Annotated in this window: 16 protein-coding genes; 12 read left to right on the forward strand and 4 right to left on the reverse strand. The window is 51.4% G+C overall.

Annotation, left to right across the window (positions count from 1 at the left end; all coding sequences use genetic code 11):
- The first annotated feature begins 4 nt into the window (after window positions 1-4).
- From FHS16_RS26245 to FHS16_RS26270, 6 genes are all read left to right on the forward strand, one after another.
- Window positions 5-1759: a cache domain-containing sensor histidine kinase gene (locus tag FHS16_RS26245; RefSeq protein WP_183569793.1), complete on the forward strand. Its 1755-nt coding sequence runs from the start codon at window positions 5-7 to the stop codon at window positions 1757-1759.
- 4 nt (window positions 1760-1763) lie between these two features.
- Window positions 1764-2504: a response regulator transcription factor gene (locus tag FHS16_RS26250; RefSeq protein WP_183569795.1), complete on the forward strand. Its 741-nt coding sequence runs from the start codon at window positions 1764-1766 to the stop codon at window positions 2502-2504.
- Between the two features lie 113 nt (window positions 2505-2617).
- On the forward strand, window positions 2618-3916 hold the full coding sequence (locus FHS16_RS26255; protein ID WP_183569797.1) for an ABC transporter substrate-binding protein: 1299 nt from the start codon (window positions 2618-2620) through the stop codon (window positions 3914-3916).
- A gap of 78 nt (window positions 3917-3994) precedes the next feature.
- The gene (locus FHS16_RS26260) at window positions 3995-4891 is read left to right on the forward strand and encodes a carbohydrate ABC transporter permease (RefSeq protein ID WP_183569799.1); all 897 of its coding nucleotides are present in this window, start codon (window positions 3995-3997) and stop codon (window positions 4889-4891) included.
- The gene (locus FHS16_RS26265) at window positions 4881-5723 is read left to right on the forward strand and encodes a carbohydrate ABC transporter permease (protein WP_183569801.1); all 843 of its coding nucleotides are present in this window, start codon (window positions 4881-4883) and stop codon (window positions 5721-5723) included. The genes FHS16_RS26260 and FHS16_RS26265 overlap by 11 nt, the downstream gene beginning before the upstream one ends.
- Window positions 5724-5738: 15 nt before the next feature.
- Complete coding sequence (locus FHS16_RS26270; protein WP_183569803.1) at window positions 5739-7079, forward strand: FAD-dependent oxidoreductase; 1341 nt, start codon at window positions 5739-5741, stop codon at window positions 7077-7079.
- A 148-nt stretch (window positions 7080-7227) separates the two neighbouring features.
- Here FHS16_RS26270 and FHS16_RS26275 read toward each other — a convergent pair whose 3' ends face one another.
- The 3 genes from FHS16_RS26275 to FHS16_RS26285 are packed head-to-tail and all read right to left on the reverse strand — an operon-like array spanning window position 7228 to window position 10219.
- Window positions 7228-8538: an opine metallophore biosynthesis dehydrogenase gene (locus tag FHS16_RS26275; RefSeq protein ID WP_183569806.1), complete on the reverse strand. Its 1311-nt coding sequence runs from the start codon at window positions 8536-8538 to the stop codon at window positions 7228-7230.
- The gene (locus FHS16_RS26280; RefSeq protein ID WP_183569808.1) at window positions 8535-9356 is read right to left on the reverse strand and encodes a class I SAM-dependent methyltransferase; all 822 of its coding nucleotides are present in this window, start codon (window positions 9354-9356) and stop codon (window positions 8535-8537) included. The genes FHS16_RS26275 and FHS16_RS26280 overlap by 4 nt, the downstream gene beginning before the upstream one ends.
- Window positions 9353-10219 carry a histidine racemase CntK family protein gene (locus tag FHS16_RS26285; protein WP_183569810.1) on the reverse strand — a complete coding sequence of 289 codons (867 nt, stop codon included), beginning with the start codon at window positions 10217-10219 and terminating at the stop codon, window positions 9353-9355. Before FHS16_RS26285 ends, FHS16_RS26280 begins: the two co-directional genes overlap by 4 nt.
- 232 nt (window positions 10220-10451) lie before the next feature.
- Here FHS16_RS26285 and cntA point away from each other — a divergent pair, with 232 nt between their 5' ends.
- Genes cntA through cntE form a run of 6 tightly spaced genes read left to right on the forward strand, consistent with a single transcriptional unit; the run spans window position 10452 to window position 16753 of the window.
- Window positions 10452-12059 carry a staphylopine-dependent metal ABC transporter substrate-binding lipoprotein gene (cntA, locus tag FHS16_RS26290; RefSeq protein WP_183569812.1) on the forward strand — a complete coding sequence of 536 codons (1608 nt, stop codon included), beginning with the start codon at window positions 10452-10454 and terminating at the stop codon, window positions 12057-12059.
- 48 nt (window positions 12060-12107) lie between these two features.
- Window positions 12108-13040: a nickel/cobalt ABC transporter permease gene (gene opp1B, locus FHS16_RS26295; RefSeq protein ID WP_183569814.1), complete on the forward strand. Its 933-nt coding sequence runs from the start codon at window positions 12108-12110 to the stop codon at window positions 13038-13040.
- On the forward strand, window positions 13040-13933 hold the full coding sequence (gene cntC / locus FHS16_RS26300) for a staphylopine uptake ABC transporter permease subunit CntC (protein WP_183569816.1): 894 nt from the start codon (window positions 13040-13042) through the stop codon (window positions 13931-13933). Before opp1B ends, cntC begins: the two co-directional genes overlap by 1 nt.
- 5 nt (window positions 13934-13938) lie before the next feature.
- Window positions 13939-14760: a staphylopine uptake ABC transporter ATP-binding protein CntD gene (gene cntD / locus FHS16_RS26305; protein WP_183569938.1), complete on the forward strand. Its 822-nt coding sequence runs from the start codon at window positions 13939-13941 to the stop codon at window positions 14758-14760.
- The gene (locus FHS16_RS26310) at window positions 14747-15484 is read left to right on the forward strand and encodes an ABC transporter ATP-binding protein (protein WP_183569818.1); all 738 of its coding nucleotides are present in this window, start codon (window positions 14747-14749) and stop codon (window positions 15482-15484) included. The genes cntD and FHS16_RS26310 overlap by 14 nt, the downstream gene beginning before the upstream one ends.
- Before the next feature lie 48 nt (window positions 15485-15532).
- A complete protein-coding gene (cntE, locus tag FHS16_RS26315; RefSeq protein ID WP_183569820.1) occupies window positions 15533-16753 on the forward strand; it encodes a staphylopine family metallophore export MFS transporter CntE in 1221 nt (406 codons plus the stop codon).
- Between the two features lie 97 nt (window positions 16754-16850).
- On the opposite strand, the gene FHS16_RS26320 is transcribed toward cntE, so the two are convergent.
- Window positions 16851-21065: a glycoside hydrolase family 9 protein gene (locus FHS16_RS26320; RefSeq protein ID WP_183569822.1), complete on the reverse strand. Its 4215-nt coding sequence runs from the start codon at window positions 21063-21065 to the stop codon at window positions 16851-16853.
- Window positions 21066-21258 lie beyond the last annotated feature (193 nt).

Below are 21258 nucleotides of genomic sequence, written 5' to 3' on the forward strand. Positions count from 1 at the left end.
TGAAGTGCCGGCGTTGCCTAAGTTCATATCCATACGCACCAAAATGCTATTTTTATTATGCTGTTTAATTACGGTTCCTTTCCTGCTCAGCGGCATGCTGACCTATCAAAAATATTCAGCTAATATGGAACGGGATGCGCGCACCAGCTCCGAGCAAATCGTCGAGCAGGTATCCATCAATTTGGAGCGATATATTAAAGAGATGGAGCGAATTACAATGTCGCTCTATTACGATGACCATGTTAGCCAAATTTTAGAGATGCATACGGGCGCGTTCAAAGACAACAGTTACTTGCGGTCGGACGAGCTGTTCAAAATGTCGCAAATGATAAGCTCGGTCATTTATGAGCGTACTGAGGTAGAGGGCATTTTTATTTTTGCGCTGGATGGAAGCTTATTTAGCAATTTACAAGAAACGGCGAAAATTAGCTGGAAGCCTACGGATAACAGCTGGATGGAGACGGCGAGGGCAAAAGACGGAGGCCTTGTGATTTTGCCGCCCAATGACGGCAGCTATTATTTGGAGAAGCCTAGAAGAGTCATTTCACTGGCCAGGCTCCTAAAAGATCCGCTCACCAATCAAGTGATTGGTTACGTAAAAGTTGATTTGACAAGCAAGGGCTTTGAGAAAATTTTGACGTCAATTCAAATAACGGAGAACAGCAAGCTTTATATTTTCAACGAAAAAGGCGAAACCATCTTTCCTTTCTCGGGTGAAGATAAGGAAGAAATTCCGGTTAATACGAGCGAGGTCAATACGAGCAAAATGCTGGTGTCGGAACGGGAAACCAGCTATGGAGGACTTCATATTCAGGGCATTATTCCCAAAAGCGATCTGCAGTCGGAAGCGAGGCAGCTAATTAGCTATACGCTGTGGATTTCGCTTGCTTCCTTGTTCATTGCGTTTCTAGCCTCGGTATTTACATCAAACCGTCTGGTCAAGCCGATTCGCCACCTGCATATGAAGATGAAAAGAGTTCAGAACGGCGAATTGTCCGAGCGGGCAGCCGTAACGACAAACGATGAAATCGGACTGCTTACATCGGGCTTCAATGTCATGGTCAGCCAACTCGACAAAATGATTAAAGACGTATACGAGCTGACGATTCGCGATAAAGAGTCAGAACTTGCCGCGCTGCAAAGCCAGATTAATCCCCATTTTTTATACAACACGCTCGAATCCATTAGCATGGCAGCCCGGCGGGATCGGAACGAGGAGCTCTCGCAGGTTATAGCAAGCCTTGGCAGGCTGCTGCAATATACGGTTAACAAGCAGGAGAGGCTCATTCCGCTGCAAGAAGAGCTGGAGTTCGTTGATCATTACGTGAACATTCAAACCTTTCGACTCGAGAATAGGCTGCAGGTGCAAGTGCAGGTGGATTTGTCGTACGAGTCCCTCCTTGTACCGAAGCTCATCGTACAGCCTCTCATCGAGAATGCGATTGAGCATGGAATGGGAAACAGGCCCTTAACGATTACGTTATCAACCAAACTGATAGAACAGGATTTGTGGATATCGGCAGCCGATAATGGCAAAGGCATGGATGCGGAGACGATAGCCCGAATTGAGCAAAGTCTATCGAGACCCTCGATAGGCAAGGAACGGGAGCAGGGGAAAAGGCAAAAGGGGTTCGCGTTGTGGAACATACATCGGCGTATCCATATTCTTTACGGGGAGCCCTACGGCTTATATGTAGATAGGAATGTCAAGGAAGGCGCGACTTTCCATATACGCATTCCCTTTAATTGGGAGGATTAACAGAATGAATATACTGCTCGTTGAGGATGAACCTAAAATTAGGCAAGGACTGCGCGATATTATATCGGATGTTATTAAGCATAACCTGAGCCTGCATGAAGCCAGCAACGGCAAGGAAGCGCTCGACTGGCTGCGGACGGGCGGCAGCGTTGACCTGGTCATTACCGATATTCGCATGGGGGAAATGAACGGTCTTGAGCTGCTTAAGCGAATTAAATCATTGTATCCGGAGCTGGCGTTGATCGTCATTAGCGGGCATGATGAATTTGGTTATGCGCGGGAGGCGCTCCGCTATGGCGTGCTGGATTACCTGCTCAAGCCCATTGAGCGGGTAGAGCTTGCGACGCTGTTGAATAAGGTGAAAGAGGCGCTGCGGGAAAAGCGGGGCGGCGACGCCGAAAACGAGCAAGGGGACGATCAGCAGGAAAAGGGCAGATTGCTCATTCGCAAGGTAAAGGAGCTTGTCCGCCAATCGCTGGGCCAAGATATTTCGCTGCAATTTCTTGCGGAGCATGTATATTTGCATCCCAAGTATTTGTCCGATTTGTTTAAGCGGGAAACGGGGCAGAACTTATCCGAGTATGTGACCAAAATGCGGCTTGAGAAGGCAAGGCTCCTGCTGAAGGACACGACGCTGAAAATTGCCGATATCGCGGAAATGTGCGGCTTCGCCAACCACAAATATTTTGCCTCGCTGTTTAAACAGCATGTAGGGCAGACGCCATCGGAGTTTAGAGAGAGCTGAATGTTCTTCCGATATCAAACCTTTTATGGAAATCGTGTCGTTACGGCGGCACGGTTTTTTATCTATAATTGCAAATGTAAGCGCTTTTCATAATAGCGTAAAGGGGTAATAAGATGAAAAAGTGGGTAGGTTTTTCACTTTCGCTCGTGCTTTTGGCCAGCATGCTTGCAGGCTGCGCAGCGAACAAGACGTCCGAAGGCAATCATAACAAAAAGGCAGATGGGGAGAAGGTTTCGCTCAAATTCAGCATTTGGGGCAATGACACCCATAAGCAAATGTATGACGCGATGATTGAGAAATACAAAGTGGATCATCCGAACATAGACGTGGAGATAATGACGATTCCGGCAACGGATTATCAGCAGAAGCTGTCGGTCATGATGGCTTCCAAGACGTCGCCGGACGTCATGTGGATGATGGAACGCGCGATTCCACAGTTTCTAGGGGCAGGTCAGCTTGCTGATTTGTCGTCGCTCAAGTCCGATGCCGCGTACAAGTTCGATGATCTCTATCCATCGACGCTTGATCTGCTGACCAAGGATGGAAGCATCTACGGCATTCCGTTCTCCACTCCTCCGAATATGATTTATTACAACCAATCACTGTTTGAGAGCAAGGGCTTGAAGACGCCAAAAGAGCTGTACGGCGAAGGGAAATGGACATATGACGAAATGGTGAAGGCGGCTGAGGCGATTGCCGAGCCGGAACAAGGACTGTTCGGCGTCAACCTGATACGCCCGAACGGCTGGACGACAAGCTGGATTGAATCGCTGCAGACGCTGGTGTGGGCGTTCGATGCCGATTACTTTAGCGAAGACGGCAAGACGTTCACCCTAAACAGCAAAGAGGGCGAACAGGCGATTCAGTTTTTTAGCGATGCCATGTTCAAATCGCGCATTCATCCGAAGCCTGGCGATCAAACGACGTTCGAGACGGGTAAAATTGCCATGCAGCAGGAACTATTCAGCTATATGGGTAAAGCGAAGGCGATAACGGACTTTAAATGGGACATCGCACCGATGCCTTCGGGAGCTGGCGGACAAGGCGTTACGCTTGGTTATGCGGGTTATGTCGTAACCGAAGGCAGCCCGCATCAGGCCGAGGCGATCGAGCTCGTGAAATATTTGACGAATCAAGAGAATATGGCTATTACCTCGCAGTTTTTCGTACCGAGCCGCCAGTCCGTACTGGAATCCGAAACGTTCCTCAACCAAGGACCGTCGCCGGAAAGCGTAAAAACAGCTGTATTGGAGCAGATCGCAAAAGGCAAAGTGAGGCAGGCATTCACCAATTTCCAGAAAATCGACGAGAAAATGAAAATCGGATTTGATTCCATTTACACGCAGTCGGCTACGGTTTCCGAGTTTTTGAAAAGCTTGGAAAAGGATATCACACCGGTGCTCAACCCTTAAAAAGACATGAAGGAAGCGAGGGAGCATGCTTGCCTTGCGGCACATGCTCCCTTCGCATTCAAAGGAGTGGAAACCATCATGACAACCTACACCGCTCGGGCAAACAGACGGAACAACTGGTACGGTTACTTGTTTATCTCACCTATGATGCTTGGCTTTTTATGTTTTTTGGCCGGGCCGATTATTTACGCTTTTGCGCTCAGCTTCACGGATTACTCCCTTCTGCACCCGGCTTCATTCGTCGGGCTTGATAATTACGTCCAGCTCGTGGGGAAAGACCCGCTGTTTTGGAAGACGGTTGGCAACACGCTGTATTTCTCAGCCGGGTTAATTCCGCTTAACCTGATCCTCGCATTATCGCTGGCCTTGCTTTTGAATCAGAAGCTGCCGGGAACGGGGCTTTTCCGAACCGCCATCTTTACGCCAGTGGTTACGTCTATCGTAGTCTGGGCTATCGTGTGGAAGTATGTGTTTGCCACCGACGCGGGGCTGCTGAACCAGATTCTCGGTTATTTCGGCATGCAAGGACCGGCATGGCTGTACGATACGGCACTTGTAATGCCTGTCGTTATCGTTGTCAGCGTACTGAAGAAGGTTGGCATGAACATGGTCATTTTTCTGGCAGCCCTTCAAGACGTACCCAAAATGTATTATGAGGCGGCTACAATCGATGGCGCATCGAAATGGCGGCAGTTCCAGAGCATTACGCTGCCGATGATTGCTCCCTCTATCTTCTTAACGTTAATTATTACGCTAATTGGCTCGCTCAAAGTTTTCTCGCAAATTATCGTCATGACCGAGGGCGGACCGGGAACCTCGACCTATGTGCTTGTTTATTATATTTATCAGCTGGCATACAAGGTATTCGATATTGGCTATGCGTCTGCAGTTGCGTTTGTCTTGTTTTTCCTCGTACTTGTGTTAACGCTTGTGCAGTGGAAGTTTAGAAAAAGGTGGGTGCACCATGAGCAATAAGCTTCAAAAAAATGCTTCAAGTGCTGTACGGTTTATGCTGCTTGCGATTGTAGCTGCGATTATTCTTACGCCATTCTATTGGATGATTACGACCTCCTTGAAAAACGAGACGAAGGTATTCCAGTTTCCCATGCAGCTGTTGCCGTCACCCATTGAATGGGAGAACTATGCAAAGGTGTTTACGGAGCAGCCGCAATTTCTGCTTCATTACTGGAATAGTTTATATATCGCGGTGCTTGTGACGGTTGGCACCTGCGCGGTAGCGGCGCTTGCGGGCTACGCGTTTGCCAAAATCCCGTTTAAGCTTCGCAACGTTTGGTTTCTCGTTCTGCTAAGCGGCATGATGATTCCGAGCGAGGTAACAACGATCCCGAGTTTTCTTTGGTTTTCTAAGCTGAGCCTTGTGGATACGCATTTCCCATTGATTATTCCTCCGATGCTGGGGGCGGGCGGCATTTTCGGCGTGTTTTTGCTGCGCCAGTTTTTCATCACGATACCGAACGATCTGGATGAAGCGGCGGAAATTGACGGCTGCTCGCGGTGGCAAATTTTGCTCAAAATTATGATTCCGCTGGCAACTCCCGTATTTGCGACGCTCTCGATCTTTACGTTTCTGAATAGCTGGGAAGATTTTTTAGATCCGCTCATCTTTATTAGTTCGTCTGAGAAGTTCACGCTGCCCATTGCAATGAAGCTGTTTACGGATACGGCGGGCACGGCTTGGCATTTGTTGATGGCGGCTTCCGTTATGGCTACGCTGCCGCTGCTGCTCGTTTTTTTTGTGGCACAGAAAAAATTTATAGATGGAATCGCTACAACCGGATTGAAATAGAAGGAGGAGTATGAGATGAAAACCATAGAAGCGGATGTTGTGGTCATTGGCGGGGGACCGGCCGGTGTGAACGCCGCTATTGCGGCAGGGCGCGGAGGCGCCAAAACGGTGCTTATCGAGAAATACGGCTTTATCGGAGGCATGTCCACGGCAGCGCTCGTCTATCCGTGGATGACTTTCCATACCGTAGACGGCAAACAGGTAATTCGCGGCATAGCCGAGGAGATTGTGAACCGGCTTCAAGCAGCAGGAGCGTCGCCAGGACATCAAATCGATACTGTCGGTTTCGTCAAAACCATTACGCCTTATCATCCCGAGCATTATAAGGTGTTAGCGGTGGATATGCTGCGGGAGGCGGGGGTGAAGCTGATTCTCCATAGCTTTGTCGACCAAGTTCGCATGGCGGGTAACCTTATTGAATCCGTCCAGCTCACCTCCAAGTCGGGGAGAATGGAAGTGCAGGGCAAGGTGTTTGTCGATACATCCGGCGATGCCGACGTTGCCTATCTCGCAGGAGCTCCCGTATTAAAGGGGAGGGACGGAGACCGGCAGATGCAGCCTATGACGATGAAATTCCGTATGCGTGGCGTTGATTTGGACCGCGTGAAGCAGTACATGCTTCAGCATAAGGATGAATTTTACGCGAAGACACCGTGGTCGGAGCTGGAGCAGCTGCCGCTTACCGGCGTACTTGGTTTTTACAAGCATTGGAGAGAAGCGAACCTGCCGATTAACCGCGATCAGGTGTTGTTTTTTACGGGGCCGGAGAAGGATGAGGTTCTCGTGAATACGACGCGCGTTCAGGGTCTAGACGGAACAGACGTAGAGGATTTAACCGAGGCCGAGCAGCTTGGGCGTAAACAGGTGATGCAGGTGGCCGCCTTTATGACCGCACGATTGCCAGGCTTCGAGAACGCTTCGATCTCGCAAGTCGGCGCACAAATCGGCGTGCGGGAAACGCGGCGCATTGACGGCGTGTACAGCTTGCAAGCGGAGGATGTTGTGTCTGGCCGCAAGTTTGAGGATACCATTGCCAGGAGCGGCTATCCGATCGATATTCATGACCCATCAGGCAAAGGGGTAACCGCCGCATGGGTGAAGGGCGATGGTGCCTATGACATACCGTACCGCTGTTTGCTGCCGCAGGAGGTTACCAATTTGTTAATGGGGGGCCGCTGTATTTCAACGAGCCATGAAGCGCTTGCGACAACGCGGCTCACGCCAAGCTGCATGGCTACAGGGCAAGCGGCTGGAACGGCTGCGGCAATCGCGGTTAGACAGGGCATTAGTCCGGCGGAGGTAGATGCAGTCGAGCTGCGGAATCAATTGCGAACCGATGGAGCCATAGTGGACTAAGGCAGGAGAGTAAAGTGATGAGTCTCCGTAATCAATCGAAAGCACATAAAGGTTAAGGGGAAAAGCATGGCCGTTCATCATGAGCGGCCATGCTTTCTGTTATGCGAGATTAATCCGATTCAAGACGATCCGTTCCTAGACAATCCGTTTACGCTTCAAAAGCGTTAGAAAGTTGCAACTCCGTACAAATTCGCCCAATATCCCCTTCAAAGCTTTGAGGCGTAAAGGCTTCTGTTAGGGGACTGCCCGTTAGCGACCCCGCAGCGTCTAGCAGATACCGCTCGTAACGCGCGAGAAACGTGTCGATGGTAGGGCAAGACACGCGGCTCGAGCAGGCGATGCCTTGAATGATTTTGATTCGGTAATAGTCTTCCTTAGGCATTCGGGGAATTTCCCAGGCTCCTTCGTGGTTGAGAAATATAGGCCGAAGCGGAACGGCTGAGAAGTCAAAGTATCGACCATTCCGATCAGGCTCCGAGTATGGGTCGATTAACAGCGATGCGTAACGGACGTACAGACAATATTGCTGGTGAGAAGGATGAAGCTCTGGAAATGCATCAATATCCTGACGTGCCAAGCTTTCCGGCCTAACCGGATAATTGTCGTCGACCATGAATTGAAGAAGGTTAACCGCCTTCACATTTAGCTTCTCTACCAGTGAAGAGACCTCCTTCCACAGTTCCAGCATCTCCCGTATGAGGACCGGAGTAATCGGGCCTTCAGGAAACAGCTTGTAAACAAACTTCGGAACGGCTGGTCGGCCGAATATGACACCGAGGGAGAACGCGTTCATAAATAAAGGCGGATGCACGTACAGGGAGATATTGCGCGTCTCTGCTTCGAGCGCCGTATCCATCGCTTCCAGCGTAATGCCCGCCTCACCGTAGAGCTGACGAAACGTCTTCACGGACTCGGAAGAAATTCCTGCCGCTCCGGCGTAAACCTTTCGCTTCTTAGCAGTTGTCAGCACATGGTTCGGCTCTCTGCCCTCCATCCGGCGTGTGTCTCCCAAGTAGGTGGAGAAGCTGATTACCTCGGCGTTGCAGCCTTGTTCCCTTAGATAATTCCGAATAAGCGCGTTGGAACCAAACGTCGGGGAGATGAGTGCCACGCAGCGCAGGTTTTGCAAAAGCTCTGTTCGCAGCTGCGCCAGCACGGGCAGATATGCATCCGCTGTCACGGACAGAATGAGCGTATCCCACTGTTCATCTATGTTCCTATATTCATGGAATACTGCGTCGACGAAGCATTCGCCCTTAAGCTTTTCCAGCCTCGAATGGCCCGCATCGACGGAAACAGCGCCACCGCTCTGACGAAGCGCATCGAAGAATGGATCGGAGCGGACGGACTTTCGTCCGGCAATGCCGACATTGCTGCTTCGTAATCGCTTAAGCAGCACGGCGAGCTGCACGGCAGCTGGACCAGTTCCTGCAATGAGGACCTTACGAAGCAGGCTCATATCGCAGTCCCCCCTACGTAGGAGGGAGCCAACGTTTTGCGATACAACGCAACATCGAATACATGCCCTGGTCGAACCACCGTTTCGGAGAGCTGCCATTTGTGCTCATCTACTGATTTCATAGGGTAGTTGAAGAGTGCTTTTAAGCCGTCCCCATAACGCATGGCCACAATGACATCGGGGCGAACCGCATCATATAGCCAACCAAGGAGCGCGTATTTGACCGGCACGGTGGAGCTGAAAATGATGTGGCTAAACTTGCCGATGTCATGCAATTGCTCCAGCGGAAGGTTCTCCAGCCGGATAGGCAGTTTCGGGCCTAACCGGTCGACTACCTGTTTGCCTAATTCTACTGCTTCGCTGTCAATGTCTATTCCCGTCACTTCCGCACCCGTGCGCTTTGCTATGAGCAGCGGCGTCATCGGGAACGAGCCGGAGCCGATTAGCAGCACCTTGGAATCGGCTGTCACAGTAAAGCTGCCGAACTCCTTCTCGATTGAAGCTTCGATATGGTGAAAGTACGCATGCGTGCCATCGCCATCACGCAGCATATTGAGCGCGCGATACTTCTCCATAATGGCGACGCAATGAGCGGATGTATCTCGCAGCTGCCTAATAAGCGGATGGAACTCCTCGATGTCGCCGGCTTTAAGATCAGACCATAACCGTTGATTTTTCTCGTCGGTAATAAAGGCGGCGTAGTCGTCTATCGTCTGCTGCAGCTCTGAATGGTATAGGGTGGTCCCGTCATACATGGCGGCTGCCTGGACGAATCGGTCACGGAAAAAAAGAAGTGATGGATAAAGTCTATTTGTCATGATGATAATCCTCCTTGTAAAGAATATTGGATGCAATCGTCTATATAAGCCTTGCCTCGGGCGACAATGCTGACGGCGGATCTTATGGTTATGCCGATTATTTCCCCCTCGCTCCAACCAACGCTTGCGTGAATGGTGCCTCCGGGCTGACGCAAGGGCATGTCTACTGTGCTGCGTCTCTTCCATGCGAGATAACAGCCGAGCGAAGCCGTTCCTGAGCCGCAACCTTGTTCCCAAATCAAACTGCCGAGAGCAGGGACGTAGATAAGTGGTGCAAGCTCATGAGTGGAGGGGCTGTACAGCATGACACCGACCACTGCATCTCCTGATGTGACACCAAGCAGCTTCGCCAGACGCTCGGCCGATGCCCGTTCAATTCCGAATCTTTCACAGTCGATTACTAGATGGAAGAAGCCAGCGTAACGGACGATGCCTAGCTCCAGCATCATACCTTCGAATGGGATGACGCCCTCCTTCACTTCTTTCGGAACCGGCATGCCAGCCTCGCATAAATATTTATTGTCCAATTTCTCCACGCGGCAGAGAACAGGAAGCTCCGAGCCGGAAGCCTCCAGCAATAGCTCCAGCGTCTCGCCTGGCTTCATCGATCGCTCTGATGCGAGACAAGCGGTCAGCGCCAAGCAGGCATTGCCGCAGAACTCGCCTCCCGCCATCTGAAGCTTAGCAGCGAAGCCAGCGTGCGTGGGCTTTTCGACAAATCCGACCTGTTCGGCGCACAGGTGGCTGCTATCCATCATTTGCGAGGCGATTCGGGGATGCTGTTCTGCGGGGAACTCACCCATGACGAGAATCGTCATATTGCTCGCGGGATTGCATTTGACGAAATCCATTTCATGACTCATGCGGACAACCCTCCGTTACGGTATGCAGAATGAGGATAACAATGTACTCAATATTAATTGTAATAATTACGAATAAACTCGATTTTATCATAGTAAGATATTGGTAACCAGTCAACTCCTTTTTGAATAAAGAAAATAAGAAAAAAATGGATTGACAATGATAATAGTTATTATTACAATCAAGTGGTTGTTATTCGTAAGTATTACTATTTAGAAAAAGGAGCGTCAAAAAATGAAAAGAAACAGAGCAGCCGTGCTGCTGGCATTTCTTCTAGTCATCGTGTTGTTGGCAGGATGCGGTGAAGGCAACAACAATAAAAAGGCGTCGGTGGAGCAAGCGCCGGAGCTGGTGTATGCCACCGCGAAAGACGTTAACGACATGAATCCGCATCTGTATCCGGGTTCGTTGGCGGCGCAAGGCATTGTATATGAATCGCTGGTAGAGAATACACCGGAAGGCATTAAGCCTCAACTGGCAGAATCCTGGAGCATCTCGGAAGACGGCAAGGTATATACCTTCCAACTGCGGAAGAACGTGAAGTTTCATGATGGAGAGCCATTTAATGCCGAAGCGGTCAAGCTGAACATTGAAGCCGTGCAGCGCAATGCAGCCAAACATGCATGGATTAAGCTGTCTTCCAAGCTTGATAACGTTGTCGCAATCGACGAACACACTGTTCAATTGAAGCTGAAAGAGCCTTATTATCCCACGCTGCTTGAACTGTCGATGACACGTCCGTATGTCTTCCTCTCACCAAAGGACTTCCTAAACGGAGAGACGAAAGACGGCGTCGCGGGTTATAACGGCACAGGTCCTTACAAGCTTGACGAGCAAGTGACGGAGCAATTCGCCAGGTTTGCTGCGAATGAGCAATATTGGAACGGAGCTCCCCAAGTAAAAACAATTACGGCAAAGGTGCTGCCTGCGGGCGAGACGACACTGTTGGCGTTGCAGAAGGGTGAAGTCAACTTCGTGTTCACTGACGATCGCGGCGCCGACAGCATTGACGTGGACGCCATGCAGCGGCTAGCTGATTCAGGCGACTACCAGATTGTTCGAAGCAAATCAATGAATACGAAGATGATCGTGGCAAATAGCAGTAATGCCGCAAGTCCTGTAAGCGAGAAGGCGGTAAGGGAGGCTATCTGGCAATCGATCGACCGAGAGACCATCAGCCGCACGATTTTCAATGAAACGGAAACTCCTGCGGAGACGTTGTTTTCTTTAAATGTGAATTATGCCGATGTTGGACTGCAGAAGCGGGACTATAATCCTGAAGCGGCCGCCAAACTGCTGGAGGAGGCAGGCTGGACGAAGGATGGAGGCGCAGAAGTTCGGACAAAAGATGGGCGTCAGCTTTCGATCAAGCTGTATTACGATGTCAACTCTGCATCGCAGAAAACGCAGGCGGAACTGCTGCAAAGTGAGACAACCAAGATTGGTATGAAGCTGGAACTCGTCGGTGAGGAATCTCCCGCGATTGCCAACAGGCGGTCAACAGGCGATTATGAGCTGCTGTTCAATCAGACATGGGGTCTGGCGTACGATCCGCAAAGCACAATTACCGCATTTGCCACCGAATCCGCTTATCGCTTCACGACAAGCGGTATACCTCAGGCGGAGGAGCTGTACCGTAAAATCGACGCTGTAATGGTATCAACGGATGAAGAGACGAGAAAGGCGCTTTATAAGGATATTCTTACAATTGTTCATGACGAGGCTGTCTTTATACCGATTACGAACGGCAGCGTTACGGTAGTTGCTCCCTCTAATCTGCAAGGCATATCTTTCAAACAAACGCAATATGAGCTTCCGTTCGAGCAGATGCGTTTCGAATAACGTCAGACCACTTTACCAGAGACCAAACGAGGTGTGGAGGATAGAGTTATGCTCGGTTACGCGTTGAAACGGATTGGCGCTGTCATTCCGCTGCTTGTTGTCATTTCATTCTTGACCTTTATATTGAACGGTCTGTCGCCAATGGACCCAGCCGAAGTCGTTCTGCATGCGCAAGGGGTGCCAACCATAACGGAGGATTTGATTGCGGCGACGAGGAGTGAGCTTGGCATGGACCGTCCGCTGTTGGCACGGTACTGGGATTGGTTGCTGTCTTGCCTACAGCTTGATTTCGGTAGTTCCTATGTAAGCGGCAAGCCGGTTTGGTCGCTGCTCGGCCCTGCATTAATGAACACGCTGAATCTGACCTTGGTGTCCTCGCTGTTCATTATTGTTCTGTCAATTGCACTTGGCATTGTGTGTGCCCTGAGGGAAGGCAAGTGGCTGGATCTTTCGGTAAGGAGCGTCTCCTTCCTGCTCACCTCGATGCCCTCCTACTGGCTGTCGGCGCTTATGGTATGGTACTTCTCCGTCAAGCTTGATTTGCTGCCGACAAGCGGCATGGATTCACACCTCAGTTATGTGCTTCCGGTTGCCGTCATCGTAATCGGCTACGCCGGCTTGTATTTCCGAATCATTCGAAGCTCCATGCTGAGCAATCTAAACGAAGACTATGTCTTGTACGGCCGTGCTTGCGGATTGTCGGAAAGAAGCTTGACCATACAAGTGCTGCGCAATTCCCTGCAAGTCGCCGTATCGGTGTTCGGTCTTGCCATACCGGTCATCTTGGGAAGTACGGTTGTCGTAGAAAATATATTCGCGTGGCCGGGCCTCGGGACGCTTACCGTCAATTCCATTTTGAACCGGGATTTCCCCATTATACAAGCTTATGTTCTGGTGCTGGCCGTCGCGTTCGTTCTCTTCAATACGGCGTCCGATTTGTTAAACACGGCGGTGAACCCAAAGCTAAGGAAGGGGATCTAATGAAGCTGCTTCAACGATTGATGAAGGATAAACTGGCGGCGGCCTCTCTCTGCGTCGTGGCGGCAACGCTATTGATCGGCTTATGCGCCCCGTTAATTGCCCCACACCCTCCGAACGAAGTGAATATGGAGCTGCGGTTTTCGGGCGCTTCCTGGGGCTATTGGCTCGGCAACGATCATTTGGGAAGATGCATTCTGTCACGTCTAATCTACGGCATTCGTCCAAGCGTGCTATGGGTTCTTGCAGCTCTTGGGGCGACCGCCATCATAGGTGCCTTTCTCGGTTTCGCCGCGGGTTATTTCCGTGGAAAGACCGATGCGGTAATCATGCGAATTTGCGATGTCATGCTTTCGTTCCCGGGCTACGTCATGACGCTGGCGATTGTCGGCATAATGGGGGCTGGGCTGACCAATATTCTGATCGCGTTCGTTATGATGAAGTGGGCCTGGTTTGCCCGAGTCTTTCGCACAGCGGTTATGCAATACGCGGATGCTGACTACGTGAAGTTCGCCAGAGTGCTTGGTATCGGTCACATTGGCATTATGACGCGGCATATCGCGCCGATTGCGCTGCCGGAGATTGCGGTCATTTCCAGCGGTGCTCTCGGATCGATGATTCTCCAAATATCCGGCTTGTCCTTTCTCGGTCTCGGCATTCAGGCTCCACACGCAGAGTGGGGGATGATGATGAACGAGGCGAGAGCCGTCATGTTCACTCGTCCCGAGCTGATGTTGGCTCCGGGCCTGGCGATTATCGTTTTGGTGTCGGCGGTTAACTTCCTGTCGGATGGTCTGCAGAAGGCGCTTGACCCCAAGCTGATGCTCTCGGAAAAGCGCGCCAAGGCAGGCGCTGGCGTGATTCCGCCGAGGCTGAGCGGAAAGGAGGTAGCATGAACGGAATGCATGTACTCGAGGTCGAACATTTGAACATTTGGGAGGAGCGCTCCGGCCGCGTTTTGGTGCATGACAGCTCTTTTCGACTCGCACAGGGGGAATGCCTGGCCATCGTGGGAGAGAGCGGAAGCGGCAAGTCGTTGACATGCAAATCTCTCATGCGGCTTAATCGGACAGGCGTTAGGCAGTCAGGCTTCGTGGCTCTGAACGGAGAGGATTTGTCGAAGCTGTCTGACAAGGAGATGCGCAAGTTCAGAGGGCGGCGATTCTGCATGATTATGCAGAACGGTATGAGCGCGTTCGATCCTTCGCGACCAATCGGCGCTCATCTGTTAGAGACGCTAGGCGTCCATTTCAATTGGAGCCGAGCCGAAATGGAAACCAGGCTCACCGCGACGATGTCCAGCGTAGGCTTGAAGGAGCCGGCTGTGGTGATGCGCAGCTACCCTCATGAGCTGTCTGGCGGCATGTTGCAGCGGGTCATGATCTCGCTTGCCATTGTGCTGGAGCCGGATGTTATCATCGCCGACGAACCGACGACCGCGCTTGACGCCGTCACTGCATATGAGGTGGTGGAGCAATTCATGCGGTTGCGAGAGCGGCTGGGAAGCGCCATGATTTTTGTGTCACATGATTTAGGCGCAGTCAGACGCATTGCGGACAATGTGCTCGTCATGAAAGACGGGGGAGTCGTCGAACACGGTACGACCAAGAACATCTTCGCCGGCGCGAGCCATCCGTATACCCGTTACTTGGTTTCCTCCAAGCAGGCAATGAGTCGCCATTTTGAACAATTGATGGGAGATGCAGACGTTGCTAAAGGTTGAAGGCGTGAATAAATCATATCGGCAGACGGACTGGTTCCGTAAAGCTCGTAATCAAGTGCTTCGCGATATCGGGTTTGAATGGAGGCAGGGCGAGACCTTAGGCATCATCGGCGAAAGCGGCAGCGGCAAATCGACGCTGGGCCGTTTGCTTCTCGGCATCGAGGAGCCGGATAGCGGCATCATTACATTCGGCGGTAAACCCATCTCGGATCGAAGTACGAGACGGGGAGCTATCAGCGCAGTCTTTCAGGATTATACTTCGTCGATCAATCCGTTCTTTACGGTACGGCAGGCGATTCTTGAGCCTCTAAGGCTTGCGGGGACAGCAAGCAGACCGTTCGACATAGGCAAGCTGCTGCGGCAAGTTGGGCTGGACGAATCTTATCTAACGAGATATCCCCACGAGCTGTCCGGCGGTGAGGCACAGCGGGTATGCATTGCGAGGGCGGTATCCGCGGAGCCCCAATGCATCCTACTGGACGAAGCGATAAGCTCGCTCGACGGTTCGGTCCAAATGCAAGTACTGGAATTGCTGAAACAGCTGAGGACCTCATATGGCATGGGATATATTTTTATTACCCATGATATCCAGGCGGCGGCTTATCTATGTGACAGAGTCATGATTATTTGCGGCGGGGAAATGGTGGAGCTCGTAGAGACCGAGGAGCTGAAGCATGTCCAATCTCCGTATGCAAAAGAACTGCTAAGCAAGGTCATATCTTAACGATGCACGAGAGCTGTACCCGAGTGAATTAGGAAAGGAGAAAAAGCAGTGAAAGGTGCGTTATCCTGGTCATTTCTTCGGCTGTATTTGCTTACGCTGCTCTATTTCAGCGCCAACTCGATTCTGAATGTCATCATTCCATTGAAGGGAGAAGCGCTGGGAGCAACAAATACGACCATCGGCATCATTATGGGAGCTTACTTGCTGACGACGATGGTATTCCGGCCCTGGGCCGGCGGTCTGATCCAGCGTTACGGGCCAATCCGGGTGCTGCGCGTCCTGCTTGCTGTCAATGCTCTTGCGCTTCTGTTATACACGTTCACTGGTCTTGAGGGATACTTCTTGGCTCGCATGCTGCAAGGTGCGTGCACCGCCTTCTTCTCCATGGCACTGCAGCTTGGCATTATCGACGCACTGCCCGACAAGGACCGCTCGCAAGGTATCTCCATGTATTCTCTGTGCTCCTATTTGCCGGGAATATTCGGACCGCTGCTGGCTATTGGCATGTGGGAGACGGGAGAAATGAGTGTATTTGCCATATCGATGACTATAATCGCGATATTGACTGGCGTTGTGGGCTTTACGGCACGCATGGAGAAAAAGCCGGCGGAAGCGGGAGATGGGAGCGGGCAGCGGAGCCCTGCAAGGTCAATGCTGAGCGCCATGAGCCAGTGTATAAGGAATCCACACCTATTCAGATGCAGCGTGTTGATGCTAAGCGCCTCGTTGGTGTTTGGTGCAGTAACCACGTTTGTACCGCTGTACGCCCCGCAGATCAGTGGAGGCAGTGCGGCAGTCTACCTTATGATTCAGGCCGCGATTGTAGTGGCTGCTAGATTTTTGCTCCGAAAATGGATACCGTCAGATGGCAAGTGGCGTTCCTCTTTCGTCGGAGGGATGATGCTGCTGCTCATCTCGGCTTCGCTTGCCGTCAGTTTCTCCGCGAGCGCGGGGGCTCCTTTGTTCTACGCAGGCGCGTTATTGCTCGGCATCGCGCAGGCGTTGCTCTATCCAACGTTGACGACATACTTGAGCTTTGTTCTGCCTAAGGCGGAACGAGGCGTATTAATCGGATTGTTTATCGCGACAGCGGACCTCGGCGTATCCCTAGGAGGCATAATCATGGGACCGGTTGCCGACCTGACCTCTTATTCAACCATGTATCTCATGTGCGCCGTAATTGGTGTGGCCGCTACGGCATTTATCGTTTGGGGGCGGAAAGCGTCCTATGAACTGGTTGAAAGGGCGGACGGGAAGAGCGTGCATTGAAGCGTTTTTAAATCGTACATATCTTTATAGCAGAAATAGAGCTGCCCTCAAGGTCTGAAGTGACCTTGGAGACAGCTCTATCTGCTGTAAACCCTCTCTATCTCGTTACAATCACGTCATCAAAAACGGCTTTGGTGTGCGCATAGACTCGCGTTCCTATTTTGCCGCTGCTAAAGGAGCTGTCGGTTACGCTGATCTCGGCTATGCCATCCTTATAGGCGGTAATGGAGCTCCCATCGACAACTACCTTGTAAGCATACAGAGTGTCCGCGGCAATGCTCGGATTAGCGAAGCCAAGCGAGGTTTTAACCCCGCCAACGATTTTGACGAGCTCCATTTTTCGGCCCGATTTATCGTTGTTTTTGAGATAAAGCACGTAATAGTTGCTCTCGTCCGTGTAACGGAATACGAGGCCTGCATCCTTATTGCCGCCTGAGTTGTTGGTGACGCTCACTTTGGCCTCCAGCGTGTAATCCGTCCAATAGACGCTGCCGGTTACGGAGTGGCTGTTGCCGCCAGCTGCTTGGCCGTTATATTGCTCGGATTGTACGGCCCATGTTCCGCTGACGGGCGACCATCCATCGGCATTCCCGTCGTTAAAATCATCGGAGAAAAGCGCCTGGCTGACCTCAGGACCAGACTGCACGGCGGTACTGACTGCGTTAGAAGTCGTGTCCGTCGTGTGGAAGTAATAGGAATGGACGCCAAGCGGCAGCTTCGCCGTGTACGTATAGGCTTTGCCATCCGTGTACGTGGTATCGCCTGTATTCACAGGGATCATGTTCCGCACGACACCGTCGAGGATAAGCTCCATTGCGAAAGGCGCTTCATTATCTGCATCCGTATACGTCACATTAAATGTGAAGTCGGTTGCCGCGTCTCCTGCAGTCAGGTTCACACCACCCGCCGTTAGCGTAGGGGCGCTTCCGCTAGCCATATTCGTCGCAGAAATGTCATCGACCAACAGCTCACTATAACTGCCGGAGGTGGAACTGAGCCATATAGCAAGCTTTGCGTTTTTCTTATTAACGGTGTTGGCGAGTCCGTCCAGATTAACCTGCAGGTTCGTCCATGAAGCAGGAACAGTAGCCCAGCCGCCTGTCAGGTTATGCGTGCGAGTGCCGTCTGAAAGCTCGATTCTGACACGTAAATCAGCAGATCCAGCATTTTTTAATCCGAAGTTCAAGTAGCGGTAGCCGGATAAATCAACCTCGTCATGCCATGGCTGGAACTTGGCATAGGAGGTAGCGGAAGCTGGCGTTTGCGTAAACTTGCCGACCGTACGGCTGTCCGCTGTCGTTTTGGCAAACGTTGTCGTGCCGCCGTTTTGGCTATACCAATTTACCCATTGGTTATTGCCGCCCGTAGATCCCCACAGGCCGCCCCCGCCGAAATCATCATAAAGCAGCGGTGTCGATGGATCAGGCAGCGGTGCTGCAACGGTATAGTGGGTAGAGCTGAACGTATGGTTGCCAAGTGTGTCGGTTCCTCTAATATCAACCCGTTTGTTGCTGTAAGGAGCCGAAGCACTTTCATTAATAGCGGCAGAATAGACGGAACCTGAAACCGTCATGGCGCTATATGCGCCGCCGGCCCTGTACTCCATGGCTGTTAAACCAGGCTCTGGATCTGCAAATACCGTGACGTTGCCGCGGACGTAATCGCCAATGATAGGCGATAGAATGGGAACCTCTACCGGATAGGTTCCGCCGGAAGTATTGGATGTGTCGGTCGCGCTCAAACCCATTATCGTATAGAGCAGCCCGGACTGAATGCTAATGCTGAATTCGTTGTACCGCCATTGATTCGTATCGTCCTGGAAAAGCGAGCGGTCTTCATACCAAGGGCTTACGCTTTTTTTGTCCTTCGTATTTTTCATATTCGGTCCGCTGACCATGGCGCCTGGGAATACAACGCCTGTGCCGCCGGCCGTATTGGATTCCTCGTCATACCTCGTATGCGGGAAGTCAACAAAGTCGGAGCCAAGGCCGGAAACCCAGCTAATATTCCAAGGGTTCTCCCCGAAAATCCAGTACATGCCCTTTAATACGGCGCGCAGAGCGGCAGGATCTTCGAACAGCTCGTAATACCGAAGCAAGTCGCCCAAGTAAGAGGCATGAGGCTCATTGACGCCGAAGTTTTTGAACTGATTGAAAACGCCATAAGGCGTATCGTCTGTATTGGAGAGGAAGTAGTTTACCTGCTGCTTCAGCAAGCCGTGGATGTGGGTCTGCGTTGCGGCATCGGCAGCCGGGTAAAACTCGGCAAGCGACATCGGACGCATATCCCAGTAGTTAGTCGCATAAAGGTCGCCGAAGGTCAGCGTATTGACATTGGCAGTCGCGGCATCCTTATACTTAACGTCATCGGTCAACAGATAGAGCTCTACATCCGCCAGCAGCTTTGCGTTAGCAATACCGCCGTTCGTACTGTAGGAGCCATGCGGGTCAGTGGGATGGGCTGCGACATAATCGTAAAAAGTAACGGCAGCCTCTTCGCATGCTTCGGCAAAAGCAGTGAGTGCCGTCACTTTGGCAGGGGCAATGTCGCCTTCTGCAATTGCTATACGAATGGCGCGCGCCGTAGCGGCAAGGGTTCCGGCGGCCTTGGCAGAGCCACCCACGCCATAGCCGGAAATTTTACGATCATCAGCCGTTCCGGCAATGTTGTCCGTCGATTTATGCGGATGGACGAACGAAGCATTATTTTTAAGATCATACATTGCCCCGCCAAGCTGGTCCGCATACTTGATTAAGTACTCGCTTCCAAAGATCGCCTCATCGACAAGGTCGGGGATGCCGTTGGTGTCATTATCGTATTTAACGCTGCTTGAATCAGCATAGCGGACATAGGCGAGGGCAATCTGCGCGCCAACCCACTGGTTACCGCCGTATTTGCCGTAGTCGCCGGCATCGTACCAGCCGCCGGTCAGATCATAATGCATGCTGCCGTCAGCGGACGCCCCATCATCGAGATGCCCCGCCGGATGAAACATCTTGGCCGAAGGCGCTACGCTGCTATAGCCGGCCGGATAAGCATCCGAAGTGGCTACACTCGCGCGCAGGAGACGATAGAAGGCCGTCATTTCGTCTTTGAATCCATCCCAAATGTTGGACTGGATCGGGAAGATGAAAGAAGAAACGCCGTTGCTTTTAAGCGTGTATGCGTTGCCGTTTGCTGTCACAGAGGAGAAATCAATGGAATAGACATGCTTGTTCCACACAATGCTTTCATATTCCATGCTGCCTGATGCGACGACGCTTCCGCCATCCTTAACCACATAGGAGGTATCCGTCAGCTTCACTGACGATGTGACCTTGGCGTTTTTGAAATCGTTGGTGTTGTAGCCGACTTGGCTGACGACCACGTCAATGACCTGCTCGGAGAAGGCCACGATGGGTGAAGCTTGAACAGCGGTTTTGACCTCATTCGAGGTAAGGTCCGTTGTGCGGAAGTAATGGGCATGGCTCCCAACTGGCAGCTTAGTCATATACACATAGCTTTTACCATCCGAATAGGTGGTGTCTCCACTGTCTGTTTCCCGCATGTCGTAGGCTTTATCATCCACTACAACCTGCATGGCATAAGGCTTTTGATTATCGGCATCCGTATAAGTCGCTTGAAAGGTGAACAGCGTGTTCTGATTGCTCGCCGTATCTGAGTTGGAGGTCATGCTTGTAGCGGTTAGCGTTGGGGCGGTGCCGCTGGAAGCGGTTGTGGCGGATATTTCGTCAATTAAAATTTCACCGTAAGCGCCGCCGGCTTGTCTAAGCCAAATTTCGAATTTAATTTTTTCTTTGTTTATGGCCGGATCGAGCGCGTCGAGATCGAACTGGCTTACGCTCCAATCGCTAGATACCGCTACCCAGTTGTTGGTAAGGGTATAGTTTCTCGAACCATCGTTGATGACGATACGAATGAGAGAATCGGCATAACCGGGGTTTTTCATGGTAAAGTTCAGGTAGCGGTAGCCGGTTAAATTCACGACTTCATTCCATGGTTGGAATTTGGCCCATGAGGCGTTCGTTGAGGGCGTTTGCGCAAACTTGCCAACGGAGCGCGTATCAACCGTCGTTTTTGTGAAGGTTCCGGTGCCGCCCGCTTGATTAAACCAGTTCATCCAGTTTTGTTTAAACACGCCGCTACCGTTGAAATCATCATAGATAAGCGGATTGTTAGGACCGGGAAAAGGCGCTACAGCAGCGGAAGAGGGGGCAGGGGCTAGCAATAACGTATTCAGGAATACAATAAGACCCAAACAATAATAAAAAGCCCTTCTTGCCCGATTAGCTCTCGGGGGTGCAGCCATCATTTTTCATTCCTCCATTTTTTTGAATCGTTAAGCATAACGCCGTACGCGTTGCCATTCCAATAAGCGCCTCAAAGCGCATCCTCATCAATCCGCCTCCTTCAATTATGTAATCGCTTACATTATAAAGTATAGAAGAACAAGCGATAGCCAACGATGATGTAATCTCTTCATGTTGTGATCAATTCTAGCTTTT

Source organism: Paenibacillus endophyticus, from assembly GCF_014192395.1.
In the GTDB taxonomy this organism is placed as follows: domain Bacteria; phylum Bacillota; class Bacilli; order Paenibacillales; family Paenibacillaceae; genus Pristimantibacillus; species Pristimantibacillus endophyticus.